This window comes from Deltaproteobacteria bacterium (genome assembly GCA_016931625.1).
In the GTDB taxonomy this organism is placed as follows: Bacteria; Myxococcota; XYA12-FULL-58-9; order XYA12-FULL-58-9; family JAFGEK01; genus JAFGEK01.
Genome location: JAFGEK010000071.1, coordinates 1 through 26,201, shown reverse-complemented (window position 1 = coordinate 26,201; position 26,201 = coordinate 1). Strand labels below are relative to the sequence as shown.

26 protein-coding genes and 1 tRNA gene are annotated in these 26,201 nt (G+C 40.3%); 8 read left to right on the top strand and 19 right to left on the bottom strand.

The window, feature by feature from the left end:
• Positions 1–2,547, top strand: a 2,547-nt coding sequence (locus JW841_06445; protein ID MBN1960566.1) for a hypothetical protein, incomplete at its 5' end; no start/stop codon positions are given.
• A 5-nt stretch (positions 2,548–2,552) separates the two neighbouring features.
• Here JW841_06445 and rimO read toward each other — a convergent pair.
• The 13 genes from rimO to JW841_06380 all read right to left on the bottom strand — a co-directional run bounded on the left by rimO (position 2,553) and on the right by JW841_06380 (position 12,118).
• Entirely contained in the window at positions 2,553–3,896 is a 1,344-nt protein-coding gene (gene rimO, locus JW841_06440) for a 30S ribosomal protein S12 methylthiotransferase RimO (protein ID MBN1960565.1), read from the bottom strand.
• Positions 3,893–4,105 (bottom strand): hypothetical protein, encoded by a 213-nt coding sequence (locus JW841_06435; GenBank protein MBN1960564.1) that lies wholly within the window; start codon positions 4,103–4,105, stop codon positions 3,893–3,895. The genes rimO and JW841_06435 overlap by 4 nt, the downstream gene beginning before the upstream one ends.
• Complete coding sequence (locus JW841_06430; GenBank protein ID MBN1960563.1) at positions 4,102–5,166, bottom strand: hypothetical protein; 1,065 nt, start codon at positions 5,164–5,166, stop codon at positions 4,102–4,104. Before JW841_06430 ends, JW841_06435 begins: the two co-directional genes overlap by 4 nt.
• A gap of 60 nt (positions 5,167–5,226) precedes the next feature.
• Positions 5,227–5,889, bottom strand: a complete 663-nt coding sequence (locus JW841_06425; GenBank protein MBN1960562.1) for a PilZ domain-containing protein — start codon at positions 5,887–5,889, stop codon at positions 5,227–5,229.
• Positions 5,890–5,961: 72 nt separating this feature from the next.
• Positions 5,962–6,047, bottom strand: a tRNA-Leu gene (locus JW841_06420).
• A gap of 97 nt (positions 6,048–6,144) precedes the next feature.
• Positions 6,145–6,987: a M48 family metallopeptidase gene (locus tag JW841_06415; GenBank protein ID MBN1960561.1), complete on the bottom strand. Its 843-nt coding sequence runs from the start codon at positions 6,985–6,987 to the stop codon at positions 6,145–6,147.
• Positions 6,988–7,029: 42 nt separating this feature from the next.
• The gene (locus JW841_06410; protein MBN1960560.1) at positions 7,030–7,527 is read right to left on the bottom strand and encodes a DUF4870 domain-containing protein; all 498 of its coding nucleotides are present in this window, start codon (positions 7,525–7,527) and stop codon (positions 7,030–7,032) included.
• A gap of 88 nt (positions 7,528–7,615) precedes the next feature.
• Complete coding sequence (locus JW841_06405) at positions 7,616–8,209, bottom strand: DUF4389 domain-containing protein (GenBank protein ID MBN1960559.1); 594 nt, start codon at positions 8,207–8,209, stop codon at positions 7,616–7,618.
• A gap of 157 nt (positions 8,210–8,366) precedes the next feature.
• Positions 8,367–8,528 carry a hypothetical protein gene (locus JW841_06400; GenBank protein MBN1960558.1) on the bottom strand — a complete coding sequence of 54 codons (162 nt, stop codon included), beginning with the start codon at positions 8,526–8,528 and terminating at the stop codon, positions 8,367–8,369.
• A 214-nt stretch (positions 8,529–8,742) separates the two neighbouring features.
• Positions 8,743–9,339, bottom strand: a complete 597-nt coding sequence (gene rdgB, locus JW841_06395) for an RdgB/HAM1 family non-canonical purine NTP pyrophosphatase (protein MBN1960557.1) — start codon at positions 9,337–9,339, stop codon at positions 8,743–8,745.
• Positions 9,340–9,358: 19 nt separating this feature from the next.
• Entirely contained in the window at positions 9,359–10,105 is a 747-nt protein-coding gene (rph, locus tag JW841_06390) for a ribonuclease PH (GenBank protein MBN1960556.1), read from the bottom strand.
• Positions 10,106–10,136: 31 nt separating this feature from the next.
• Positions 10,137–11,195, bottom strand: a complete 1,059-nt coding sequence (locus JW841_06385) for a glycosyltransferase family 9 protein (GenBank protein ID MBN1960555.1) — start codon at positions 11,193–11,195, stop codon at positions 10,137–10,139.
• On the bottom strand, positions 11,195–12,118 hold the full coding sequence (locus tag JW841_06380) for a hypothetical protein (protein MBN1960554.1): 924 nt from the start codon (positions 12,116–12,118) through the stop codon (positions 11,195–11,197). The genes JW841_06385 and JW841_06380 overlap by 1 nt, the downstream gene beginning before the upstream one ends.
• A 93-nt stretch (positions 12,119–12,211) precedes the next feature.
• On the opposite strand from JW841_06380, the gene JW841_06375 reads away from it, so the two are divergent.
• From JW841_06375 to JW841_06355, 5 genes are all read left to right on the top strand, one after another.
• Positions 12,212–13,486, top strand: a complete 1,275-nt coding sequence (locus JW841_06375; protein MBN1960553.1) for an HD domain-containing protein — start codon at positions 12,212–12,214, stop codon at positions 13,484–13,486.
• A gap of 31 nt (positions 13,487–13,517) precedes the next feature.
• Positions 13,518–14,258, top strand: coding sequence for a 1-acyl-sn-glycerol-3-phosphate acyltransferase (locus JW841_06370; protein MBN1960552.1), 741 nt, complete (start codon positions 13,518–13,520; stop codon positions 14,256–14,258).
• An 11-nt stretch (positions 14,259–14,269) separates the two neighbouring features.
• Complete coding sequence (locus JW841_06365) at positions 14,270–14,713, top strand: cytidine/deoxycytidylate deaminase family protein (protein ID MBN1960551.1); 444 nt, start codon at positions 14,270–14,272, stop codon at positions 14,711–14,713.
• A gap of 107 nt (positions 14,714–14,820) precedes the next feature.
• The gene (locus JW841_06360) at positions 14,821–15,069 is read left to right on the top strand and encodes a ribbon-helix-helix protein, CopG family (protein ID MBN1960550.1); all 249 of its coding nucleotides are present in this window, start codon (positions 14,821–14,823) and stop codon (positions 15,067–15,069) included.
• Positions 15,066–15,470: a PIN domain-containing protein gene (locus tag JW841_06355; protein ID MBN1960549.1), complete on the top strand. Its 405-nt coding sequence runs from the start codon at positions 15,066–15,068 to the stop codon at positions 15,468–15,470. The genes JW841_06360 and JW841_06355 overlap by 4 nt, the downstream gene beginning before the upstream one ends.
• 117 nt (positions 15,471–15,587) lie before the next feature.
• Here the strand turns inward: JW841_06355 and pepF are convergent, their stop codons facing one another.
• The 3 genes from pepF to JW841_06340 all read right to left on the bottom strand — a co-directional run bounded on the left by pepF (position 15,588) and on the right by JW841_06340 (position 19,270).
• Positions 15,588–17,474, bottom strand: a complete 1,887-nt coding sequence (gene pepF / locus JW841_06350; protein ID MBN1960548.1) for an oligoendopeptidase F — start codon at positions 17,472–17,474, stop codon at positions 15,588–15,590.
• Between the two features lie 102 nt (positions 17,475–17,576).
• Complete coding sequence (locus JW841_06345) at positions 17,577–18,422, bottom strand: acyltransferase family protein (GenBank protein MBN1960547.1); 846 nt, start codon at positions 18,420–18,422, stop codon at positions 17,577–17,579.
• Positions 18,419–19,270, bottom strand: coding sequence for a hypothetical protein (locus tag JW841_06340; GenBank protein ID MBN1960546.1), 852 nt, complete (start codon positions 19,268–19,270; stop codon positions 18,419–18,421). Before JW841_06340 ends, JW841_06345 begins: the two co-directional genes overlap by 4 nt.
• A gap of 259 nt (positions 19,271–19,529) precedes the next feature.
• On the opposite strand from JW841_06340, the gene JW841_06335 reads away from it, so the two are divergent.
• Together JW841_06335 and JW841_06330 are read left to right on the top strand one after the other, a co-directional pair.
• Positions 19,530–20,123, top strand: coding sequence for an RlmE family RNA methyltransferase (locus tag JW841_06335; protein ID MBN1960545.1), 594 nt, complete (start codon positions 19,530–19,532; stop codon positions 20,121–20,123).
• The gene (locus JW841_06330; GenBank protein MBN1960544.1) at positions 20,120–22,663 is read left to right on the top strand and encodes an insulinase family protein; all 2,544 of its coding nucleotides are present in this window, start codon (positions 20,120–20,122) and stop codon (positions 22,661–22,663) included. Before JW841_06335 ends, JW841_06330 begins: the two co-directional genes overlap by 4 nt.
• A gap of 93 nt (positions 22,664–22,756) precedes the next feature.
• Here the strand turns inward: JW841_06330 and JW841_06325 are convergent, their stop codons facing one another.
• From JW841_06325 to JW841_06315, 3 genes are all read right to left on the bottom strand, one after another.
• The gene (locus JW841_06325; GenBank protein MBN1960543.1) at positions 22,757–23,767 is read right to left on the bottom strand and encodes a hypothetical protein; all 1,011 of its coding nucleotides are present in this window, start codon (positions 23,765–23,767) and stop codon (positions 22,757–22,759) included.
• Positions 23,703–24,275, bottom strand: a complete 573-nt coding sequence (locus tag JW841_06320) for a hypothetical protein (GenBank protein ID MBN1960542.1) — start codon at positions 24,273–24,275, stop codon at positions 23,703–23,705. Before JW841_06320 ends, JW841_06325 begins: the two co-directional genes overlap by 65 nt.
• A gap of 182 nt (positions 24,276–24,457) precedes the next feature.
• Entirely contained in the window at positions 24,458–25,690 is a 1,233-nt protein-coding gene (locus JW841_06315) for a hypothetical protein (protein ID MBN1960541.1), read from the bottom strand.
• Positions 25,691–26,201: the final 511 nt, after the last annotated feature.

Below are 26,201 nucleotides of genomic sequence, written 5' to 3'. Positions count from 1 at the left end.
GCAGAAGTAAAATTTGATGAAATGGCATTTGCCGATAGCTCTTTTGATGCTGAAATAGCACGATTACGAAATTTTCAAAATTCAAATCCCGATTTTTATAAAAGCTATCTAACTGCAATCGAAGGTGGAAAAAAACTTAAAGATGCAACTGTGGCGCAAAATCTTGAAGAGTCATTTAATCAAATAGCTTCTGAATTCTCGCGCATGCCATTTACCCCAGAGTTTTGGATTGGCATGGGGGTTGGTATGGGGGTTGGAGCTTTTACTACCACAATATCAACACAAGCATTAGCCAACCTCAAGAGATTACATAAGGTCGGTAAACTCACGGCGGGTGCGGTCGGTAATGCCATGGTGATATGTAGCGCCATGGCTGCAATTCAAGGTTCAGCTCCCTTAGGTGCTATCGGCCTTTATTATTATTTTACTGGCAATGAAGAAGGGCTAAATCAAACCTTAACCCCTATGGGTTTTACCAATGCCATCGCTTCAAGCGCTATGGGTATGGGCTTTAACATGCTACGCATAGGTGGATGTGGTTGCATTTTAGCCCGTAAAACAGTCGGTAGTTTTGCCGTTAGTAGCGGTTTGTTTGTTGGTGAAACCGTAGCCGATATTAGTTTAGGCCTAGCTACTTATTATATTCAACAAGGTGATTTTAAAGGTTGCGCCCAGTTTTTGCGCAGTAACGTAGCTAGTTTAATGTCAAACCGCGTAATTTTTTATGGTTTAAGCAAAGTAAAATTCGACGCTTTTGGCAATAAAAAACTGCCTGTTGGTCACAAAGATGTTGTAGAGCTTAATAAATTAGAAGACCAGTTTAACCACGCCATGGATGACTATGATAAAGCGTGCCGCAAAAATACCAGTAATGATGAAAAAACCATCTTATTAACAAAAGCCGCTAAAATAAAGCATCATTTGCAGGTAAAACTAGAAGCGGTTAATGAAGATCTATTAATTAGAAAGCTTGTCGACAATAGCGATATAATAGTTAACGACTACAAGTTAAAATTCAGCGTAAGCAAAGAAGAATTTGATGGTATAATAAAACTAAAAATTGAGGAAGCAAATAAAATTAGTGATACCGAAACTATAGCGCGACTAAACAGGGGGAAAGAAAACGGTGGCTTTTATGACCGTCGCACCGGTGAGCGCTATATTAATAAAGATTTTTCAAAAGACGAAAAAGTAATAAAGCGCTTAGAATTACATGAAGATGCTCATGCCTATTGTGATATATTAGGCCCAAAAGCGCTAAAAGATATAATAACTAAAATAGCCAGCAATAAATATGCAAAATACAAATGGAGTGATGTTATAGATGCCTATAAAAATAAATACGACTATATGAAAGATTATAGTGATATTGAAATACTGCATGAAGCAATTGCTGATTATAACAGTCAAAAACATGCCCATAAACAAGAGCCGCCATTAAATATTGTTAATAATATATTAAATGCATCTGACCCAATATCTAATAAATCAATTTCTCAAGAATACGGTTTAGACTTAACTATAGTTTCAGGCAAAAAAGGTAAACGCAGTAAAATACATACAAACAAGAAGAACAAACCTTTAAGTATGGCAGATGATGATGAAACAAAGGTTTTGCCTCAAGAGTTATTTTTATCTAATGCACAACTCATTAAAAAATTAAAACTTGCTGAGCTTTTACACGATGATGCTATTGTTGTATTTTTATTAGATTATAAAAAAAATATAGAAGATGCAGTATCAAATGGGCATGCCGATTATTCCGTAAGAAATGCAAAATTATTGCATAAGATTCAATCAGCCCAATTTGCCGAAGGGCGAAGGTTAACGTTGGCAGAATATCAAAAAATAGTTGAGCAAATTGATGACCCTAAAGCTAATCGATCAGCTAGAAAAATAAAGGCTTCTTTATTAGATGATCCTGCCTATGTTTTGGGCGAATTACAACGCAAGGCACTTTTAGGGCCGCCAGCAGTTGCCAAAAAAATTAAAACCTATTTATTAATACTTAGTGGCAATTTAGCATCATCAGATATTACAATTCATAAAAATATCAAAAGTTGCTCTCAGCTACACAAAATATTTGAAGCTGCAATTACTAAAAAACGTGCATACCTTACTATTGATGAACTAGAGGCTATATTCGAGCGTGGTGAAACAATTGAGCAAACGCTTAAATTAAAAACACCTACAGCTGACGACCAGCTTGCAGGTGATTTTTTGGTAACAGTAAATGGCAAACAAAACACAATTTCAAAAAAACAACTGCTCGCCGTAGAAACACATAGAGCCTATCAAAAAATTGATGACTTTTTACTTTCATTTGCTGTACGTCAGACTAAACAAGAACAAAGATATATTGTGGTTAACGATCAGATAATAAAATGTCCGAGATGGCTAACCAGTATAACGTTATTAGATGATATTCTACTTAGTACCTATGAAAATAACCATGGTAGGCCAATATCTACTGATGACTTACTTGTAATTTTACAAACTGATATCGACAATACTGCACCACCTACAATTGCGGTAATTAAAAAGTAATAATGTTACAGGATCTCTCCTGCTACATCATAATCGCCAACTTGATCGACAACTATATTGACTATATCGCCAGGCTTAGCTGTACCTGAAGTAATATAAGTTACCCCATCAACTTCAGGGGCTTGGCCTTGATGACGGCCTTGCAACAACATATCACTTTCATCACTTATGCCATCAACTAATACTTCGATAGTTTTACCCAACATCGCCTTTTGCTGTGCTTTAGATATTTTTTGCTGGATAGACATTAATTTATCACGACGATTAAGAGCTAGTTCTGCTGGCACTTGCCCTTTCATGGTTGCCGCAGCCGTGCCTTCTTCAGGGCTAAAAGTAAATACTCCCATATGCTCGAATTTTATTTCGCGCACAAAGTCACATAGTTGTTTAAAATCGTCTGCAGTTTCATAAGGCAGACCAGTAATGAATGTAGTACGCAAAACTAAACCAGGTATTGCTTTACGCAAAACACGGATCAAGTCCCAAGTTGCAGCACCACCTTTGCCACGATGCATGCGACGAAGTATTGGATCAGCAATATGTTGCAGAGGTATATCTATATATTTAAGCACATGCTTGCTGCTGGCAATAGTATCAATTAACTCTTTTGTAAGCCCGCGCGGATATAAATATAAACAACGGATCCAATAATGCTCGCGCTCACTACCAAGCTTATCTAAAGCATGTAGCAATTGTACCAAGTTCTGTTTAGGAGTTAAATCATGCCCATAAGCACAAAGATTTTGTGCCAGTAAATTAATTTCGACACAATCTGAGGCTAGCAATTGCTCTACTTCTCTCATAACATCGGCCACTGTGCGTGAACATTGCGCTCCACGAATAAAAGGAATTGCACAAAAGGCACATTTATTAGAACAACCTTCTGATACTTTTACATATGAATAATGCAGCGCTAAAGTGCGCAACCTTGGAGTATTGGCGTTAAGTGTAAATACGGGAGGGGGTAATTTAGATATTTTTTTTCTAACTATATCTTTACGAAGTACTTTAGCAATTTCTATAAAGTTACCTGTGCCTAATAAGTAATCTATCTCGGGTATTTCTTTTTGTAATTCTTTAGCGTAACGTTGGCTTAGACATCCTGTAACTATTAGATACTTAGCTTTACCAGCGGTTTTATAACGCGCCATTTCTAATATAGTATCAATAGATTCTTGTTTAGCTGATGCGATAAACCCACAAGTATTAATAATTATAACTGTTGCTTCTTGTGGGTGTGATACTATCTCATAGCCATCATTAACTAGATAACCAAGCATTACTTCGCTATCAACGCGGTTTTTGGCGCAGCCTAAAGAAACTAAATACACGGTTTTTTGAAATGTCACTCTTTTACTTCCGCTTCAGGTGCCAACCAGCGCCAAGATTCAGATTCAGAGCCGAGTTCGGCAATCCAATAAGTAGTTTCGGGATTGGCGCGATCTTGTTCGCGAATTTGCTCTAGCGCATTATCAGCATCAACACGTGACTCAACCACCATACGGGTAACGGGTTTGCCTTGACGCTCACTGCAAATTGCATAGCGAACAATAATCATGACACGGTTATCTCCGGTAAATCGATAGCTTCAGGAGATATATTAGTATCTGCACTACCTTCAAGACCAACAAGTTGACGGTCTTGCCCCCAAACAGGGCCAAAAAAAGCAACACGCAAGTCTGTCAATGGTTCACCCCAGGCGGGGTCTACAACATAGCGCGATAGTGAAGGTCTTAATACAACAATGGCAAATCCATGTGGTACACCTAAGCGTAAAGTTCGACCAATGGCTGCCTGTAAATCGAAACCTAGGCTTTTACAAAAAGGCGCTAATAAAATCAGGGCAACCGCGCGCTGAGTGAAACACACACCTTGCCCGTAAGAAAGCAGGGCACCAACATTTGCGCCAGCATAGTTTTCGCTACGCCCAGCATAATTCATCTGCACGCGTGAGGTGATCCGACGAATAAGGTGGATTTGTTGACTGCGCACTTTTTCTTCAGGTTCGTTAAAATCAAGATTGCCCGCTTCTTCTTCAAGCTCAACAAAAGCTGCACAAATATGGGCTTTAAGTAATGGGTCGTTATAATCAAATTGTACTCCTGAGATCGAACCTGATTGCGGTATAGGGGTAGGCTCGTTCCAGGCATAAACTTCAGAACGTAAAAAGCGCAACGGCTTCGGGGCGCCATCTACTAAGGCAACAAAATAATCACCCATTTGTCCGCACAATTGAGCACGATGCGTAAAAGTTAATGGCATATTGGTATCATAATTTCCAACCGGACGAAGACGCTCAATCACCCGATGGCTAGCATTAGTACGTACGAAAATTTCGCGCCCCACACGATAACGTGGCATCTCCAGCGCGCGTCGTAAATTATGAGGTATTGATGACCACAAACCCAAATCAACGATCTCATCAGCATTAGTGTCCGGTGTAACTGCCGGCAGACTCGCAAAAAGCTGACGCGCTTCTTGGTGCATAGGTTCGCCACTTTTACGATCTACGGCTAAATAATTCTTGATGTCACCACTTTCGCACACTTCACGCAGACGCGTAACGGCATTGCGCACTACTGGGCCAGCCTTAGAAGTTGTAATCGCTGTTTGCACCACGCCTCACTAAAAAGTATGACTGCTGTCTATCTGCAAAAATAAAATATACAATATAACTCTCTAAGTATTACTTTGCTGTCTTAATCGCATTAAGCGAACAAATTCTTCTACTGCCATACGAAATTCAGCGCTGGGATTTATAAATTGTACCCCAAAACGGTCGTATGCAGTATGCATGACTTGAGCTATGCAACCTCTAGCCTCGCTTGGGTGTATATTACTAGTGGCATAAGTATAACCTGGTAAGTATACAAATATTTCACTATTTAAAGGTGGGCATTGACTAGATTCGACCAAGCCACCATTGTGACTAAGATTGATTAAGCGATTTTCTTGCTGCACACCATTATAGGTCCACACAATTCTAGCATCTATTGGCAATCGCATATTTTGACGCCGCTCACCCAAAATACGCCAACCTAATAAATCATCAACAATCTTTTGTAAAAACTCAATAAAATTAATAGTTGGTTCAACAAAAGATACACCAAAACCATCAGCCTGAAGGTGAGTTACACGACAGCGTACTTCTGATCGCATACCTTTATGTTCAATAACTATATCGAATAAACTACCTACGGGTTTACGATGATTTGTTTGTAACATCAAACCACCAAGACCAATATTCTTTGAATACATCTTACTAGGTGGAGTAGTGCTTAAATCAAATATTTTTACAGGCGCGGTGATACGCGGATGCTGACGTGTCACTTTCGGATTCATCACTCGTAGCGAACACCATCAATGACAGAGAAGTCAATAACTGCTTTTAATAATATGCAAAATAGATTTTTTTGGTGCGCGCGGAGAGAGTCGAACTCTCACGGGGGTTGCCCACTGGATCCTAAGTCCAGCGCGTCTGCCAATTCCGCCACGCGCGCAAGCTGTTGGCCCCTTTAGCATAGCATTTTAGTAAAAGTAAACCATGCTGTGCCCATTGCAAGATTGTCAGCTAAGGGAAGCATTTGCAACTGTGTATTAACGAAATATCCGAAAACGGGAACGAAAACGCTTCCAGTCTATTTTAATAGGTTGTGCATTACCAGACCATGCTACAGAAGCGGCTTCGGCATTTTGAATACGATCATTAGTATCAGGATGAGTGCTTAGATATTCGAGTGCTCCTAAATCGTCATCTGAAGAGTCAGAGTTGGTATCGTCAATTTGAGCTTTGCGCATATGGCGTAAAGCTTGGGCAAAAACACCAGGATCAATATTAGCATCAGACAATATGCGAAACCCTTCTTTGTCAGCATCAAGTTCTTGTTGACGACTGAAACCAGTAGAAACCAAGCGATGCAATAAACGAGAGGTTACTGCGTCACTTTGACCACCTGCTAAAGTTAAAAGTGCAGTTATACCCAACTCACGCATTAGCACTTTCATAACATCGCCATGAATCACATGTGAGATTTCATGTGCTAATACTGCTGCAAGTTCTTCTGGAGTTTGTAAGATGCGAATTAGTCCAGCATAAACAATAATCAATCCGCCTGGCAGACACACTGCATTGATAGTTGGAGAATCAACAACATATATCTCAATAGCAAAAGGTAACTTACCGATATGTGGCGCTAAGCGATCGTGAATTTTTTTGATATCGTTGGTAACTATTTTGTCTTTAACCGCCTCTAAGGCAATCTCGCGTTTGAGTAATTTACGGATTTTTCCTTCGACTGATACTTGAAAAGGTACATCTGCTTCTTTGGTTGCACTTTTACTATCAGAAGGCTGTGAAACCCACTGCCAAAAATAATATACACCTGCACCGCAAACACCAAAGAGCAATAAAAGAAGAAATAATTCGCGAAACCAACGCACGTTGTTAACTCGTTATTTACCTTAAAAATTATTTGCTACTTTCTAAAATCCCCCGGGCGGTATATTTTTATGCGGAACTTCTTCAAATGAAATTGCGTTAGGGCCGTAGTAACGAGCATAAGCCCAGCGACCGAATATTAAAAAATAATAAAAACGCCCTTTTGCCGCACGTGTACAACTATAAATACTGACACCTAAATATAATAAATTCATCAACACAGCGAAGATAAGATAAGGCACAAAAAAACTAGGTAATGAACGGTTTAAAATAATCACATAGTCAACAAAAATGCCTACCACACCAATATTAATCAGTGTTGTAGGTATTTGCGAAGTAAACGCTTGAAAGCAATAAAAACCGATAAAGCGACTTTTTTTACGATTGATAAAATAATATATACCAGCAGCGATAAGATTTAATGATGGTAGCGGTAGACCTGCCCCCCATGCTGCAAAATTCATAAGATATGCAGCCATTGCATCTTCTTTTTCGCGTTTATCTAATTCATGGGGTTGAGGTAACGGTATTGGTTGTGCCACATTATCCTCGTACAAATCCGGGGTGAGCTTTATTTATTTTTTTTGCCCACCCCGGAGTAAGTATCAGTAATACTTTTAATAATAACTGTTATTCTGGATTAGGCTTGCCACTAAATGGCGGGTATACATCGGTCATATTCATCAAATGAAGATTTAACCGCAAAATCCAGCGCAGTGTACCAACATTAAACTCAAACCAATTCTGTGGGTACTTGCCGGTAAATAACACTGAAAACCAGGCTAAAAATTGCAAAATACCGGTAACGAGAAAACGACCACACAAACAGATCATGTGCGGTATTTGAATATAAATACCGCCAAAAAACGTACGCAATAGCAACTTGCCTTTGCTTAATTGCTCTGGGTATGGAACGTTTAGTGTTACTGATGGATGGCTGCCATTGGGACCAATGGCTGGATAACCATCAATCAAGTTATACATTGATGCATTAAATCGCATGCCCCAATTTATCATTTTAACATTGTACTCAAAAAATGATTGGGGATATCGGCCAGTAAATAAAATTGACCACCAAGCAATAAAGCTGATGATATTAGACCAAATACCTAAGATCATCATCACTATTAAATGTGGTGCTAAAATGTATAACCAGCCAAAAAAGGAACGCAGCAACAGCTCGGAACGTGAATAAGATTCTTGATATTTAATCGAGAATTCCATGAGCCTCCAATCGTGGTGAAATGGGCAAAGAGCTCCAAGCAATTAAGGGTTGGCAGATTATGCACTGAGTTCCCAGGCGGCTACAAGAGGCAAGATAATTATTTAGATCAAAGTGGAAAAATTTAAGACCATTTAAATTTATGAAACTAATAAATTACTAGTGAGGTCTCTGAGAATTTACCAGAAAATCTGAGACTAAAACTGCAGCTATGTGACGCGCCGCATCTTCATCACCTACTTCGTCAAGTGCTGCTTCATACCATGCATTGATGAGATCGCCTAAGGTCGTACGAATTGGTTTTTGTTTTCTGGCGAGCATTTTAACACTCCTTGGCGCGAATCATCGTTGCTAGCTAGATGGTTAAACACCTTAGACCATCTAAACTATTTCTATTCCTCCTAAATTTGCATAGAACAAAGTATACAATAATATGGTGCGCCTGCGGGATAACGACTGTCAAGGCACAATAAATCATTGAAAGATCGGTACAAAATTTTTGTTAACCGACATAGCTAATTTGCCAAATTAATGGCTAATATTTTAATATTTCTAATAACTTAGCTATTGCACGCCCCCGATGGCTAATTGCATGTTTTTCATTAGCATCTAATTCTGCCATGGTTTTTTGCATGTTTTGTGGAATGAAAATGGGATCATAACCAAAGCCATGCTCGCCGCGTTCATCATAAGCGATCATGCCTTCGCATCTACCCTCAACTACCTTTACTAAAGACCCAGGAATAACAAGCGCGATGGCACAAATAAAACGCGCTGAGCGATGGTCATTTGCGATATGTGTTAATTCGCCAAGGAGTTTTGCGCGGTTTGCAGCATCTTGTTGTGAACCTGATACAGAAGAAAAACGAGCCGAATTAACCCCGGGAGCACCATCAAGAGCATCAACGACCAAACCTGAATCATCAGCGATAGCTGGCTCTTTAGTGATATCTGATAATACTTGCGCTTTTTTTATAGCATTGGCAGCAAAAGTATCGCCATCTTCTACAACATTATAGCCTGCAATATTATCTAAACCGATTACTACATAACCCAGCGGCTTGAGAATTTCACGAAACTCTTGCAATTTGTGTTGATTTTTGGTGGCTAGATGTAAACGTTTATTATTCACTTTATACACAATAGCTTTTTTATTTTGCGTTAATTACTAAAGGTTTTTCGCTGAGTGGTGTGGCAATCGCTCTTTGTTGAATATCTATTAATGTTGGTAGTGCACCTAAAGCAAGATCAAGCAAAATATCCAAAGATTCACGTTTAAATGTATGCCCTTCACCAGTACCTTGTACTTCAACAAATTCACCAGCACCGGTCATGACTACATTCATATCTACTTCAGCGCGAGAGTCTAATTCGTAATCAAGATCGAGATATGGCTCATTGTTTATAATACCAACAGATATTGCTGTAACTGGTGCTGGCATTGCTTCTGGTTTTAGTTTGTTACTTTCGATTAGATGTTTAATTGCTAACGCTAAAGCAACATAACCACCAGTTATTGAAGCAGTACGTGTACCACCATCAGCCTGAATCACATCACAATCAACCATAATACTACGCTCACCCAGCAATGCCATGTTTGCAGTAGCCCTAAGAGAACGCCCAATAAGCCGACTAATTTCTTGGGTACGTCCGTTAATTTTGCCTTTGTGTGAATCGCGTTGATTTCGTGTTGAAGTAGCGCGAGGCAACATATCATATTCAGCAGTTATCCAGCCACGGCCTTTACCTGACATCCATTTTGGCACTGTTTCTTCGATGCTAGCAGTGCAAATCACTTTAGTGTCACCACATTCAATTAAAGCTGAGCCTTCTGGATGGGCTAAATAATGCGGAGTAATACTAAGCGCGCGAAGCTGGTTGTATTGACGTTTTGGCATCAAATGCTTTTGTCGTTGCTCACGCTTAAAGTCAACCCCGAACTAGCGCTGGTAGCGCTTTGGCGAATATTTTTTGCACGGCATCATAAACACGATCGACATCAAGCTCACGCATACAGCGAAAATGCCCCAATGGACAGCGCTTGCGGCCATAAAGTGAACATGGGGCGCAATCAAGATTAAGCGATAAAGCAGTATGCCCAGTAAAATCAAATAAACCTGGATCAGTTGAACCAAATATTGCAACAGTTGCTACACCTTGGGCTCTCGCCATATGCATAGGACCACTGTCATTGGCAATAAAAAGTCTGCATTTGCTAATAAAAGCTGCGAGTTCGCATAAATTAAAATACCCGCCTAAATCTATTGCTGCTGGGGCGCGGCTTTTGATGGCTTTGGTTAATTGCACCTCTTTTTGTGAACCAACTAGCACGACTTGTAAGCCATCATTATTAGTAAGACGCGCAGCTAATTCACCATAGTATTCTATTGGCCAGCACTTAGTAGGCCATTGCGAGCCTGGAGAAATACCGCAAATAGGTTTGGTTAAATCTACACCCGCGGCTACTAAACTTTCGCTGACTTTAGCAAGATGCTCTGTTGTGGCAACGTGATGCAAAACCCCTGGCGACACTTTATGCCCTAGTAACTGTTCAAGTGCAGCATGGTAACGTTCTACAATTAGCTGCTTATTGTGGTAACGTTTAAATCTTAAACGTACCGCTAGCGATTGATGCCACGGACGTTTATGTAAGAGGGCACGATTTTGACGCGGCACTAGTCGGCGCAACACCATACCGCGCAATTTTCCATGCAAATCTAAAATAGCCGTAGGCTTTAAGGCACGCAGCCTAAAATATAGCTTTAAAATATTTTCATTTGGCAATACGGGTTCAACAGCGGCAACTTGCGGATGTGAACGCACAAGATCCACATACTGACTTTTAGTCACCACCACGATACGCGCTTGCGGCCATGCCGCACCTAGTGCCGACAATACTGGTGAAATTAATAAAACGTCACCTGCAGAACTATAGCGCAAAACTAATATAGTCGTTGGCTCATCAATATGTTTGGTATTCTGTAACACTAGGTTGTTGTTAGCACACTATCATCACTTTTTTCTACTGCATCCCAATCACTCATTGCAGCATAGCGTTGATCAAAATGGAGCTTTATATGAATTGGTGAACAATCTTTACCATCATGACGTACAATTTGTACTTCAGCGATACGACCCGGTAAGGTTGCCGGTGGCTCAAGTGACATTTCATCATCAGCATCATCACCACGATGTAACAACAAAACTGTATCGAATGCTTCAGCATAGGCACCAAGACCTGGTAATTCTCCACGGTTTGGACGTCCATGCGCAATGGGCATGGTATAACGAACGACAATGGCAACATGATGCTGTCGGGCTATTGTTTTTAAATTCTCAACCCCTAAAGCTAATGCAGTAACTGGGTCATGAGTTACGGGATTAACCTCTGGGCGAGGTTGCAGATCCGCCAGTAAATACCACGGTCGATAGGTTTTTATATGTTCATGAATATCAGCCGCACTTATACGATTACGGGCATAGATATGTACAAACTGCCAAGGTAAACGCTCGTTTGCAGAGGCAATTGCTATGCGATCTTCAGGACTAATTAAACCAGCACTAACCCGATAACCATTGACCTTTGCTTCAAGTAAAACGATACGACCGCGCATTTGGCGAGCACTAACAGACTCAGATAATATTGCAGTAGACTCACCACGTTTGCAGGCAGATAACGCTATACCGATTAGTAATGATGAAGTACCAACGCGTGGTCGACCTGCACATAAAGTTACTGTCCCTCTCGTAAACCCACCATTTAGAGATATATCCAGACTAGCAAGCCCGCAAGACACATGCATGGGTTCAGCTAAATCATGAGCATGCGACTGCATAGCTTTAGCGCGAGCCGCGGCACTAAACAGCGGCAGTTCTTTAGGTTTGCTATAGTGCCGCTTGTTAGTTGTCATAATTAGAATATATGCAAACAAATTATGTAGCGCAAAAAGTATTGATGACAATATGTCTAGCCGTTAACTAACACTAACGATATAGAAACTGACATGGTAGCTATTTTTGATCCGGTTCATGGTACAATAGAAGTCAATACTGCTGAAATCCGCATCATTGATTCTCGCCCCTTTCAGCGGCTTCGTTACATTAAACAACTTGGTTTTGCAGAATTAGCTTTCCCTGGTGCCTCACACTCCCGTTACTCTCATTCATTGGGTGCTATGCATATGGCTACGCGAATGATTGATCGCGCTCTATGTGCAATTGACATCTCCCAACAAGACAAGAACAGACTACGACAAACTGTACGACTTGCTATGCTTTTGCATGACCTTGGGCATCCACCGCTAAGTCATGTTTCAGAACGCGTTATGCCTAAAGTTGCCGAGCTTAACCTTGGTTCGTGGATTGATAATATTGAGCGACAAGCTACACATGAAGACTATACTTTAAAACTTATTTTACACTCTGAACTTTATGATTTAATCAAAACCCAAGCTAAAGATACAGGAGTAGAACCAGAACATATTGCTGCATTAATATGCGGCCATGCTCCTGCTAATGATAAACAAGCATTTGTAATTAATAGCTATGATTTATTGCCATTGCTAACTCAAATAGTATCCAGCGAAATGGATGCTGATCGTATGGATTACTTGCGGCGTGATGCTTATGCTTGTGGTGTTTCATACGGTAACTTCGACCATCAATGGCTAGTTAGTAACGTTACTGCTGCTTTATATGAAGGCCAATATACCCTAGGTTTGCAACATAAAGGTGTTTGGGCATTTGAAAATTTCTTATTAGCTCGCTTACATATGTTTTTAGCAATTTACTATCATCATACAACTACTTGTTTTGAACATATGTTGGGTAAATTTTATGAGACTAGCGATTATCAACTGCCGGCACATTGTGAAGAGTATCTAAACCATGATGATATACAACTATGGATGACTTTGCGTAGCTCTAATAACCCTTGGGCAGAGCGTATTGTTCAACGTCGTCCATACCGCTTATTGGTTGAAACTCATGATTTTAATGAAGAACAAAAATATATGGTGCTTGATGAACGGTTGCACCATGCAAATATTGATTTTTTTCGTTTACGCTCACAAGGAGTATTATCAAAATATTTTAGACAGTGTGAGCAAACTTTTCCGCTATTAGTTATTGAACCAGAAGTCGGTCGTATTAGTCGTATAGAAGAATATACCCCTTTATATCGACGTTTTTCAGATGTGGTAGCCGTATCGCGTATATTTTGCTTGCCTGAACATATTAAGCAAGCACGCGCAATTTTGGGCGATCCTCTCTTGGGTTAGATGTGCTTTTGCTGCTATGGGCTGCAATATTATGATTCGTTCAATTTTTACTTTGATAATTCTTGCAATTATTGTAATTCCAATGGCAACTGCCGCATCGATCTTAGCTTTTTTACATTTACCCCGAGCTAGCGTAGACTTTATATATCACACTTTCTTTGGTCTATGTTTGGTGCTGCTGGGTATAAAATTGCAGCCGACGGTCTGGCATACTGATAAAACACAACTAGCAGAGCAATTAGTAATTGTCTCAAATCATGAAAGCCATCTTGACATACCTTCCATTTTAATTGGTCTTAAATTGCGCTCAATTCGCTTTGTCGCTAAAGCTTCGTTGTTTCGTATACCGTTTTTTGGTTGGGGGATGAGTGCCACTGGCAATATTAGTGTTGATCGCAAAGGCACCGGCAACGATTTACAACGCCTAGAAGAATCAGGATCACGGTCATGTTATGATATTTTATTTTTTGCTGAAGGCACACGCAGCAAAGATGGTTTAATACAACCTTTTAAAAAAGGGGGGATTGTATTTGCTATCAATCAACGACGACCAATCTTACCAATAGCGGTTGGCGGCTCTTATGAACTCTTGCCAGCAGGACAAAATTATGCTCGACCCGGCAAAGTAGCTGTCGTAGTTGGTGAACCCATTGAGGTAGCTCAATTAACTATTGACGACCGCGATGCCTTGCGCGACCGGGTGCAAAGCATTGTTTATACATTACGTGAAGAAGCACTAAAAATTGCAGGTTCACCACGAGCTAAAGCTTAATGAGGTAATAAATGCGTGAACGTCATGATTGGGATAATTATTTTATGCAAATAGCTCAAGTAGTAGCGACTCGGGCTACTTGTGATCGTAAACATGTTGGTGCAGTGATCGTACGCGATCGCACTATTTTATCTACTGGCTATAACGGCTCCATTCGTGGCTTGCCTCACTGTGATGAAGTTGGTCACATGATGGAAAACGACCACTGTGTTGCCACCATTCACGCCGAAGCTAACGCCATTTTGCAAGCAGCTAAAAACGGAGTCGCAATAGATGGAGCCGATATCTACACCACGGCAAGCCCCTGCTGGCCTTGCTTTAAACTCATCGCCAATACTGGTATTCGCCGCATAGTGTTTGGTGAGTTCTATCGCGATGCGCGTATTTTTGAATTTGCTGAAAAACTAGGTATCGAATTAGTCGGGTTAGAACCCCCCCCGATCGTAGTGCCGTAATGCCAGACGCTAAAAATGTCCAAAAATGTGCGGTGGTATAATTAAACCTTTTACAAATAAACCTTTTATATTTGACATCACAGCATGCTGTGCTTAATAATATAACAATGATTAGGACTCAAATTCAACTTCCCGATGAACAAGCTCGTCGTTTAAAATTAATCTCACGCCGCGATGGAGTATCAATTTCTGAAATCGTTCGTCGTAGTTTAAACGAAACTCTAGCAAAGTATGATGGTACTACTGTCTCACGCTATGCATGTGCAGCAAAACTATTAGGAACACTTCATGACCAAAATGCTACTGACCTTGCGGAAAACCATGACAAATATCTTGCAGATGCATTTTCAAAATGAACCGAATTTTTATTGATACTTCCGCTATTATCGCTTTACTCTCTCAAAACGATACCGCTCATAAACAATCTGTTAAGATTTTTGCTCGCTTACAAAATAAGCAAGCAAAACTAATATCGACTTCATATGTTTTAGTTGAAACCTATGCGTTAATTCAACGACGTTTTGGCTACCAGGCTTTACTAAGTTTTCGTACTGAATTTGCACCGTTAATTGATATAATTTGGATTTCAGCTAATGAACATGAGCAAGCTCTTGATTTTTTGGCAGCAAAAAAAATTAACGACCTAAGTTTGGTTGATGCCGTATCACTAACTATTATTAAAAGAGAAAACATTCATTATGCATTTGCTTTTGACCGCCATTTTCAAATTGATGCAATAGTACAAATGCTTACCTAACAGAACTTTCAGTCTGGTGAATACGCCATGGTATATTATATATATCGAACGTATAAAACATGGCGTTTAGCTTCACAAAAATTGTACTTACCGTTTTATCGTTAAGTTCGATATAACTTATTTCTTTCGCCGCGCTACGATCGCTTCGATTTCATCAATAATTTTATTCATCTCTCGCATTGCCGCATCAAAAGGTGCTTTAGTGGTCATATCAACGCCAGCGGCTTTTAGTAGCTCTATCGGATAATTAGAACCGCCCGCTTTAAGCATATTCAGATACGCATCACGCGCTTGGGTTTGCCCACGCGCTTGTTCATTACGAATAGCATTAGCTATTGAAAGTGAAGCTACAACACTTGTAGCATATTGATATACATAAAAGTTGTAATAGAAATGCGGGACAAATGCCCATTCAACACCATAAAGGTCATCAACCTTGCATACCCCTTTATCATGACCATAGTACTGACGTACTAAATCAAGATATATTTTTGATAAGCTTTCGCCACTTAAAGCCTCACCCTTTTCAGCACGTTGGTATATCGCCAGTTCAAACTCAGCAAAGAATACTTGACGAAATAGAGTTTGGCGCAAATTTTCAAGATAGTTACCTAGTAAATACAGTCGCGTATTATCGTCTTTGGCTTTTTCTAATAAATGATGAAGCAATAGATTTTCATTTAAAGTTGAGGCAACTTCGGCCACAAATATTGAATAATTCGAATTAATATAAGGCTGATGGCCATTAGTGAGAAAGCTATGCATCGCATGGCCAGACTCATGAGCGAGGGTTGTAACATCTTCGTACTGGCCATTGAAATTTAGCAATTCATAAGGATGTACTCCATATGCCGTCACCGAATATGCACCAGAGCGTTTGCCAGTTGATGGCATAAAATCTACCCATCCGGTAGTTAAGCCTTGCTTGAGTGTAGCTACATAATCATTACCTAAAAACGCCACTGCGTTAACCGTTAAATCTATTGCTTGTTGCGGAGTATAGCTTAAGGCAACATCATCAACTAAAGGAACATAAAGATCGGTGTAACGCAACTCTTTAAGTCCTAACATACGCTGGCGTAACTTTAGATAGCGATGCAAAGTAGGTAATGACTGATGCACATCAGCAATCAACTCAGTATAAACTGCTGTCGGAATATTGTCGTCAAAAAGAGCTATGCTTAGTGCTGATTTAAATTTGTGAATGTCTTTATCAAATAAATTCGCTTTAATTTGCGCATAAAGTGTAGCGCCAAGAGTACGCCTATAAGCTTTATAGGTATTAAAAAATGTTTTAAATACGGCTTCGCGATCGCCCCGATTTTTAACCGCGCGATATTTACTATAAGCGGAGGTATCGAGTCGTACCTTTTCGCCAGTACTTAGAGTGATCTCAGGATAAGGTAAATCGGCATTAGTTAGTATTGAAAACACTTCACTACCAGTATGTGCTAAATTACCCGCGGCAGCAGCAATCTTCTCTTCGGCTGAAGATAAGGTGTGGGGCTGATAACGCAAAACTTCTTCTAAATAAAATTCGTAGTCTTTTAAATTATCTTCTTGTTTAATAAAGTTGCGTACCTTTTTCACCCCTAACGATAAAATCTCAGGCCGTACAAAAGCCGCTGCGCTAGCATATTCAACACTAAGTTGTCGTGCTGTTTGATTCATTTCTAAATTGGCTGATATACGAGTATCTTCATCATATAGCTGCATAGCATAAACACGAAGACGCTCTAAACTTTGACGTAAATCAGAGGCAAAGCTTAAACCTTTGTATAATGACTGTGCCGAGTCACCCAACTTGCCTTGCATAAAAGCAAGTTTAGGAATGTCACTAGCTATTTTGTCACGAGTTGCTTGCCAAACCTTAACCGAAGGATATAGGTCAGCAAGATTCCATTTAAGTTCTGCTGCAATCTCGGAGCGTTCTTGGGCCATTGCCGTTGCACTAACTGCGATAGCTGATAAAAACATAATCACCTCTAATTGCCATAAACTCATAATATACGTTTACCTTTTTAATTGGCTTTCGTAGCAGCTTTTCTTAAGCTTGTTATAAGCCAAAACAACATTTGTAAAGTAAGTGGTATTCCTAATATAAATCTAGCCCAGCACCGGCCAACGGCGATCACCAGCGCGACGATCCATCATCTCTTGCAGGCGAAATTGCACTTCTGCAGAAATTTCAACCACCAGTTCACGATTATTGGCATCTGCGGGTTCATATTGGCTAAGGTCTATTGGTTTGCCGACTTCAATTAAAGTCTTTGCAGGTAGTGGCAAATGAAAAATTGGCCCCAAACCAATGCCCCAAGGTAAACCAAGAAATAATGGGAATGATTCACTACGCAATAATTTATTGATGCCGGTTAATTTTGCTAAACGTTCACCACGCCATAGAACAAAGAAAGTTTCGTGGCCACCTACTGATAATACCGGAACAATATTGACCTGATTACGTAATGCCAACTTTACAAAACCAGTTTTACCGCCGAAATCAACTTGATAACGCTTTGAGTATGGACGAAAGGCTTCATAATTTCCGCCCGGAAACACCATAATTTTGCAGTCATCTTGCAAAAGAGCAGTAGCATTTTCTTTGCTAGCGCGAACTACTCCGAGACGAGAAAGCATTTCTCCCAAAAACGGCATAGCTACCATGATGTCATGGCCTAAAAAATAAATTGGATCACGCCCTTTAGTCCGTTTGTACCATGCATTACCGAGAAAAAAAGGCTCTAAAAAGGTTATGCCGGCATTATGATTGCCAACAAGTAACGCTTTGCCTTGAGGTAAATTTTCAAGACCGAAAATTTTAGTACGAAAATAGTACTGCAACAAAGTTAGTATTCGATCTATCCAACCAACTATTTTAGGGTCAGGTGATTGCAATTCATCTGCGTGAGCACCAGGTTTTAAGGTGCGCAGCAGAGTGTGAACCAAAGTCATGAAAGTACCTTTTGAGTAAGCGCATCATAAATTGCATGTGCGCCGCGAGTAATGCGTTCATCACTACCGTTGTAAAAATCAGTATGATGAAAATCATCTAAGCGAATAACCTCAGTATTTCTCATTTCTTGACTAGTCAAAGGCACAATCAAATCAGCACCAGAACTAACGATGACGCAGTTAGTACCAATATATGAACGTACCTCGCGTAATATCTGTGAATCAGAATCAAGATCACGACAAGCCGGCACTAAAAGTCTTAATACCGTAGCAAATGGTGAACCCCGTAAGGGTGATGAAAGCAGGATTACACCACGTATTTTTGGTAATACACGACTACTTTCTTTGGCTCGTATCGCTACTAACAGTGAAATTATACCGCCCAGACTATGACCAACTAAGGTTATTTCTCTAACCCCTTTTTTGATTGCAAGCATTTCAAGGTCATTAAGAATAACTTTGGCAGAACGTTCAACACGAGCCGCATTAGCTAAGAAACCATGAAAATATGGCAGTGATCTGGGTAAATAAACATCACAACCTAACTTTTCAAGCTTACGACCAAGGGGGTTAAGCACACTTGGCTGACAAAACAAACCTGGCACCAGTAATAAGGAGGGGCCATTTTGTTGCTTAAAAGTGGCTGGTTTTGAAAAACAAGAGATTGATTGATGCACTCCGCCATAAACCATAGTTGGAATACGACATACAATTTCAGTAATTGGCGCACCCCAGTGCCGCTCACTGACATTATTTGCTTTGATTAAAACTTGGCGCATATTACTAAACAAGGTCTGCGCCGAACGCGGCGAATTTTCTTGTGCCACGATCGCGGTTGCGCTGGCCATCTTAAAAAAACCTCCAAAGATTAAATTTGAGTTACTATAATTGTTGGTTAACTACTTATTATACTTCTTTTAACGCATAGCATCAACATTGGGTAAAAATCTACAATAAAGAACTCTGCATGCTATTTTTCTACTGCTTAGTGTCATAATGGTAACGTAATGTGGAGACTTTTCAATCATTTTAGCTATATTAGACCCGATACACACTACAAAATATACCTCAATTGTCACTTTTGTAGCGACATTATAAAGGATTAAAATGTCTCGCCGACGTATGCAAGATCATTTTGGTCGCCGTGCCAAAACCGAAGGCAGGCCAGCGCGATCAATCTATAAATTAGAAGAAATCGACAAACGTTGGCATTTAATCCGTCAGGGTAATTTGGTGCTTGATTTGGGTTGTGCTCCAGGTTCTTGGTTACAATACACGGCAGCCAAAGTAGGCAGTCAAGGCCGGGTTATTGGTTACGACCTCAAAGCCGTCACTATTAGCCTACCTAGCAATACACAAGCACGTGTAGGTGATGCTTTTAATATTGAGGCTAGCCAATTGCCTGGCGCAATAGACGTAGTGCTATCTGATATGGCCCCTGCAACTATGGGTGACCATAAAACAGATGCTATTCGCTCGGCCAATCTAGCAAAACGAGCGCTTGATATGGCACTGCAACATCTCAAGCCTGGCGGCCATGTAGTTGTAAAAGTATTAGAGGGTGGTGATGTACCATCTATTGTACAACGTATGCGTCATGAATATGGCAAAGTTGAACTCTTACGGCCACTTGCTACTCGACGACAATCTACTGAAATTTTTCTTGTTGGATTACGAAAAAAAGATAATGAGGCCCTATGACAATTGAACGCCTACGCTTTCAAAATGGTATGACCTTACTAGCAAAAGCAACTTGTGAGGCTCCAGTAGTAGCACTACAAGCCTGGGTAAAAGTCGGCTCAGCAGATGAAGATAAAAGTCTTGCTGGTATCGCGCATCTTCATGAGCACATGTTGTTTAAAGGCACTGCGGCTCGTAGGGTCGGTGAAATCGCACGTAGCATTGAGGCTGCGGGTGGTGAAATTAATGCTTGGACATCATATGATCAAACGGTTTATCACATAGTCTTAGCAAATAGCGAGCTTGATCTTGGGCTTGATGTACTTGCTGATGCTTTACGTAACTCTTCATTTGATGCTGATGAGTTAGCTCGTGAAATTGAAGTAGTCATTGAAGAAATTAATCGTGCCGAAGATGTGCCTGCCCGCCGAATTTCTAATGCCTTATTCGCTTTAGCATATGGAGATCATTCATATGGTCGGCCAGTATTAGGACAAAAAAATACGGTGCGCGCCATTTCTCGTGATATTCTTTGCAGCTTTTTTAATAGTCACTATCAACCGAAAAACACCACTCTGGTTGCAGTTGGTGACTTTGATATTAATGACTTAAAAACGCGAGTGCATCATTTTTTTAGCGATTGGCAAGCAAAAGCCAAAACCGCAATACTTACTCACAAAAAAGAGATGACTAGCGACAAAGTACGTGTGCAAGTATTACGCGAAGACGTAAAAGAAACACGTATTTCTTTAGCTTGGCATATACCTGGTCTAAAACATCAAGATACTGCTGCCCTGGATATATTGGCAGTTTTACTTGGCCAAGGTGAATCATCTCGTTTGTTTGTTGAAACTCGCCGTCGTCAAGAATTAGTTAACGATGTTTATGCCTATGCCTATACTCCTCGTGATCCTGGTCTAATGATACTAGGGGCAAATTTACGCCAAGAAAATATAATGGCTGCACTTACTTCAATACTTGATGAAGCTTTTCGTTTACGCGAGCACTTAGTTGGCGAAGATGAATTAGATAAAGCAAAAGTGGTTGTAACTAGCGAAACCGCATATCAACGAGAAACCGTACAAGGTGAAGCTCGTCGCTTAGGTTACTTCGAAGTTGTGGCTGGTGATTATGATTATGAGACGCGCTATCGCCAAACAATTGCGGATCTTACTTGTACACAAGTGCAAACCATTGCTCGTCGCTATTTAACCACCTACCCTGCTATTATCGTGCAAGTACCACAAAATGATGACCAGCCATACGAAGAAATGGTTGAGTCACTAGTTGATGAACGCTATCGCCGTGCAGAACGCCATCGCCGTACTCTTGAAAAAAATATAGATGTTGAACGAATCGAGCTTGACAATAAAACTGTCTTGCTGGTGCGTCAAACTAATGCTCCCATTGCAGCAATTCGTGCAGTAGCACTCGGAGGTTTACGCTACGAAACCAAAGCTACAGTAGGCGTCGGAGCTCTATTTTCTTCGATATGGGGATTAGCAAGTGAAGATCTTGGCGCCGAAGCAATGGCGCGAAGAGTAGCAGTGCTGGGTGGTAACTTGGGAGCTTTTTCTGGGCGCAATACTGTTGGACTTAGAGGCGAGTTTATTGCTGAAAAAGCAATTGAAGGATTGCAATTATTTTGTGACAACTTGTTACATCCAGTATTTCATGCATCAGACCTCGAGCGTGAACGGGCTCTTTTACTTGAACGTTTTAATACTCGTGATGATAATCCAGCAACAGTAGCCTTCGAGCTTTTCGCCCAAACCCTATTTCCCAATCATCCTTATGGATTGCGTCTTGGTGGCACTGAAGATTCTTTAGCTAGTTTTACCCTTAATGATATGACCACTTTAAAACGCCGTTACTTATCTGCTGATAAATTAGTAGTTGCAGTTGTGGGCGGTATTGATCGAGCGCGCACTATTGATTTGTTAAGCCGTGAACTTGAAGAAGGTGAAGGTGAAACTCTTCCTGCTGACCCTGCTATTGATACACCTCCAAAGCAGATGCGCCAGGCGCAATATATGCTCGAAAAACAACAAGCCCATATTATAGTTGGTAGTATGGGTACCACTGTCTATTGTGAAGATCGATTCGCTCTCGAAGTACTCACCACAATTTTATCTGGTCAAGGTGGCCGTCTTTTTTATGATTTACGTGACCGCCAAAGTCTAGCTTATGCAGTTTCTTCAAGCAGCATTGAAGGTATCGACCCTGGTTATGTCTATATTTATATAGGCACTAGTCCAGATAAAGTTAAGCAAGCGCTTGCAGGATTATACAATCACCTTGATCATTTAAGACAAACTCCTGTGACTGCTATAGAGCTAGAACGTGCCCAACGATATCTGATCGGAACGCATGCTATTGATTTGCAACGTGCTGGCGCCAGAGCAATGTTTAACGCCTTGGGTGAACGTTTTGGGCAAGGCTATGATGATTATCGTCATTATCCTGAACATATTGCAAAAATAACAGTTGCTGACGTGCAAAGAGTTGCTCAAAGTTATCTTGCACCACAGCGACTTGTACAAGTTATAGTTGGGCCGTAATATATACTTGATCCCCAAGGTCTTGATGGTTACGCCATCAAGATGCAAAGTCGTCGTACCGGATAGTTTCACACCGATCGATATTTGAAAAACCTAAGAAGAGATACAGCGGTAACCTTCTTTAACTTTTATTTCATCGGCTTCTGCTTTTATCAAAGCGTCCCTTAAGCTATCGAGTTTACTCCCATGTAACCCAAAGAAACGTTTGGGGTTTGTACTAGTGAATAACTCCCAAAGATCTTTGCCGTCGTTAATCTCTTCAGATATGTAATCCAAAGTTTTTTTAGTATTTAGAAAATATTCTTCTGCATCTTCAAAGTTACATAAATCACGAAATTTTGCGTTAGACATGTCTCTAAGCAGCATGTACCAGTCAGTTCCAAACAGTATGCGATCTACAAGGGCTGGGTAGCACTGTAGCGTTTTCATGAAGGCGGCTTTCATGTCAAAGCTTTCAATGTGTTTATAGATCGGCAGAAATGCTAAATCGGTATAAAGGTTTTTATATTTTCCGCTTTGGATCATCTCCGCAATGATTTGTGTCATGTTAAACTGAGAGCGTAATAAAATGTTGTTGTCGCCTCCTGTACAAACTTGCTCTACCGTACCAAGAAACTCCTTGCACTTCGCATCGCTTCTTTTGCCATTGGCAGTCTGCAAAATGTATTCAGCCCATGGCTTCATATCGTTCTCTGAATCATCTATGATTGGCTTTATGCTTTCATCTGCAAAAATCCCAGCGGTTCTACCGATTACAGCATAATGGGTGTGTTCGCGTAAACCGGTCCATTCTTCAATACCACCGAAATGGGCCAGACATAAATGTAATGACGGGTTTTTATCGAGTACCTCAAACCAAGTTATGGGGTGCATAAATTCGTTGAGGAAATACTGAAACTCCAGTCGTTTATTCCATTCTTTGTCGTCTTTGTCGATCCTGATATGTGGAGCCTGCATTGATTTTATTTTTTTTCGATGGGCAAGCTGCTTTTTATATTGCTCAAAGGTATCGCTTTCGTCAGCGATGTATGATTCAAAGTTAAAAACAATATTGCCACCGGGGTGATCCCAAAAAAAGTTCAGCGTGCCCCTTTGCAAGACCATTAACTTGTATGTTGCCTTCACTATCCGTGGTTTTTTCACCCGCTTCTTGATCACCAGGTAGCCTAAGCAGCACGGTGATATTGGCCAGTGCTTCGGCGCTATCGTGGTCGACTATGGTGAGTGAAAAGGTATGGTCGGGTTTTGAGGTCTCAGTTTCGTTTTGTTGGTCAACTTCTTTTTTTTCATCACTAATGGCAAGGAGCTGAGGTTCTGGTTCGGCAAACAGGCATAGTTCTCCTTGTGACCATAGGCGTGCAACGAATTCTATAACTGCAGCATTGCTAGTAGCTAATGCTGGTGCGCCGCTATGATGACGATAGGCTAGACTACGCAGAGTAGCTAGATTTACAACATCTTTTGATAAGCTTTGCAGATAATTTAAGGCCCATTGTTCACTTACGTGCCAAACGAGTTTATAACCTGTCGGTATTTGGTCAATGAAAAGGCGATTTTGAACAATTAGACGTCGCCCATAATTGTATAAGACATAAGATTCAACGAACCACATTAATACTCCGAGATCTGATAATTATGTAGAATGAGCCACTTGTTAAAGTCACATCAACTTCCCGATCACAAGTGATTTTTAAATGAACTACTAACAAAATACGATTCGCAATATTGCTATTACCAGTAAAATGTTTACTGATTAATGTTCATTACCGGTTTGTAGTAAAAAGTTCGCAAACCTCATTTTGGCGCGGTTACCTTCAATATTTGGTCCAAGTATCGTCTTCTTAAAAATACCATGATTAATAAATTTAGCCAGATAGCTAAAAACGGCAAATTACAACTTGTACATCCGCTAGCAACTGAAGTTTTTTTATCAGACTTAGAAGTAATCGCATTATTATTTGATTCTGGAGAGTCTATTGAATTTACAGGTGCCGTAGTTTCATCTGTTGTTTCAGTAGTAGTTGACGAATCATTGGTTTGAGAATTATCATTTGTATTGCTACTTAGACACCCAATTTTCGAAGTACTCGCAATAACATTATCCCACCATATGCGATTAGATTGGTTTGCATCACCTCTTTCAATATAATGTTGCAGAGCCACACGATTTAGCTGCAATTCTGGGATATCACGCCAGCGCATGCCAGTTTTATGATATTGCAATTCATCATTCATCCAGTATTTCATTTCGCCATCATTTTCACTTGGAGTATTTAATTTCACCATCATTTCTAAGCATACCCATTCGCCACGAGGTAGAGTAGTTCTCTCTGACTTATTTGAAGGAAAATTGTTACCCCAACAACACTCATAACCGTTAGTGCAGGGAAAACCTTTGGCAGCACATTCATTACATAAGTCTGGTTGCATATCCGCACAATAGCCACCACCTACAGTAAGGTCATCGCAATGCATCTCTGGAAAATAAGTGTAAAAATGTAGTCCGTGATCATTATCAAAATCTAATGCGGTTCCTGCTTTAGTAGTAGCATTAGGGCGACAACCTGCAGTACCAGAACCTCCCCAGTAATCATCTGGTTTGGTACCCCCGATACTCATAAAATGATGTACATATTGATGATCTGGCGCTAGACGAATCCAAGCGCGGTAGTACATAATGTCATGACCAATTAATTCACAACCTTGACGTTTGCTACCTTTGCAATGATGATATCGAAGATCTGCACCTTGATACTCTGCCCTAGCGGCAGCAGGCATGTACAAAGAACCGACTCCTTCATAAGCATTATCTGAATTATTTTCTATATAAAGTCGTCCAGGATCATTTTGGCCATTACTACAACCGACGCACTCATCAAAAGGTGACTGTGCATACCAAGTTGCCCAGTCAAGATTTACCTCTTCGAAATCTTCACAAAAAAGCCAATCTGGTTGTGGGGTATCGCATTCGCCGGCGTATACAAATGACGTAGTAAATAAAATTGAAACAACAACTATTACTCTCATCTTTCAAACTCCTCAGCACAATATATGTATGCTTCTACCTCACAATACTATTGAAATTATATCCGAAAAATTTTTGTATTTTGTACAATTTTACCTTCTTTCTTTATTAGGCAAATTTAGCTAATTTAGAGCTAATTTAGGGACACTTCCTAAAATGACTTCCTAAAATGATCCACTTGCAAATTCGAACGACCATCCATTTTCCGTCCTCTAAACGAACGTGAGAGTATATAACTGGTTGATATTAATAAAATATTATTGATTACCGCTTTCGCGGCAATAACGTTATATTTGTAAAAATTGCAAATTCAATCGACTTTTATATGTGGATCAGATCATTAAATTTTGCCTAAAAAGTAAGGTCATATCTGTGCAATAAAGACAAAAACACCACAATGCAACGCATTAACCTGAAATATCTTTTTTGTGTTACAAGTATTTATAGATGTCCGCTTCATTAGCACGGGTAGATGTCCGCGTGTTTGAAAACCTGTTATTGTCAAACGGGTCG

Bases quoted from the DNA above. Each gene is read 5' to 3' on its own strand.
- JW841_06425 (MBN1960562.1), bottom strand. From the start codon at position 5,889: ATGAATCCGAAAGTGACACGTCAGCATCCGCGTATCACCGCGCCTGTA.
- JW841_06380 (MBN1960554.1), bottom strand. From the start codon at position 12,118: ATGACAACTAACAAGCGGCACTATAGCAAACCTAAAGAACTGCCGCTG.
- rph (MBN1960556.1), bottom strand. From the start codon at position 10,105: ATGCCAAAACGTCAATACAACCAGCTTCGCGCGCTTAGTATTACTCCG.
- JW841_06325 (MBN1960543.1), bottom strand. From the start codon at position 23,767: ATGGTCTTGCAAAGGGGCACGCTGAACTTTTTTTGGGATCACCCCGGT.
- JW841_06330 (MBN1960544.1), top strand. From the start codon at position 20,120: ATGACAATTGAACGCCTACGCTTTCAAAATGGTATGACCTTACTAGCA.
- JW841_06370 (MBN1960552.1), top strand. From the start codon at position 13,518: ATGATTCGTTCAATTTTTACTTTGATAATTCTTGCAATTATTGTAATT.
- JW841_06320 (MBN1960542.1), bottom strand. From the start codon at position 24,275: ATGTGGTTCGTTGAATCTTATGTCTTATACAATTATGGGCGACGTCTA.
- JW841_06435 (MBN1960564.1), bottom strand. From the start codon at position 4,105: ATGATTATTGTTCGCTATGCAATTTGCAGTGAGCGTCAAGGCAAACCC.
- JW841_06375 (MBN1960553.1), top strand. From the start codon at position 12,212: ATGGTAGCTATTTTTGATCCGGTTCATGGTACAATAGAAGTCAATACT.
- JW841_06400 (MBN1960558.1), bottom strand. From the start codon at position 8,528: ATGCTCGCCAGAAAACAAAAACCAATTCGTACGACCTTAGGCGATCTC.
- JW841_06405 (MBN1960559.1), bottom strand. From the start codon at position 8,209: ATGGAATTCTCGATTAAATATCAAGAATCTTATTCACGTTCCGAGCTG.
- JW841_06365 (MBN1960551.1), top strand. From the start codon at position 14,270: ATGCGTGAACGTCATGATTGGGATAATTATTTTATGCAAATAGCTCAA.
- JW841_06345 (MBN1960547.1), bottom strand. From the start codon at position 18,422: ATGACTTTGGTTCACACTCTGCTGCGCACCTTAAAACCTGGTGCTCAC.
- JW841_06360 (MBN1960550.1), top strand. From the start codon at position 14,821: ATGATTAGGACTCAAATTCAACTTCCCGATGAACAAGCTCGTCGTTTA.
- JW841_06315 (MBN1960541.1), bottom strand. From the start codon at position 25,690: ATGAGAGTAATAGTTGTTGTTTCAATTTTATTTACTACGTCATTTGTA.
- JW841_06335 (MBN1960545.1), top strand. From the start codon at position 19,530: ATGTCTCGCCGACGTATGCAAGATCATTTTGGTCGCCGTGCCAAAACC.
- pepF (MBN1960548.1), bottom strand. From the start codon at position 17,474: ATGAGTTTATGGCAATTAGAGGTGATTATGTTTTTATCAGCTATCGCA.
- JW841_06355 (MBN1960549.1), top strand. From the start codon at position 15,066: ATGAACCGAATTTTTATTGATACTTCCGCTATTATCGCTTTACTCTCT.
- JW841_06340 (MBN1960546.1), bottom strand. From the start codon at position 19,270: ATGGCCAGCGCAACCGCGATCGTGGCACAAGAAAATTCGCCGCGTTCG.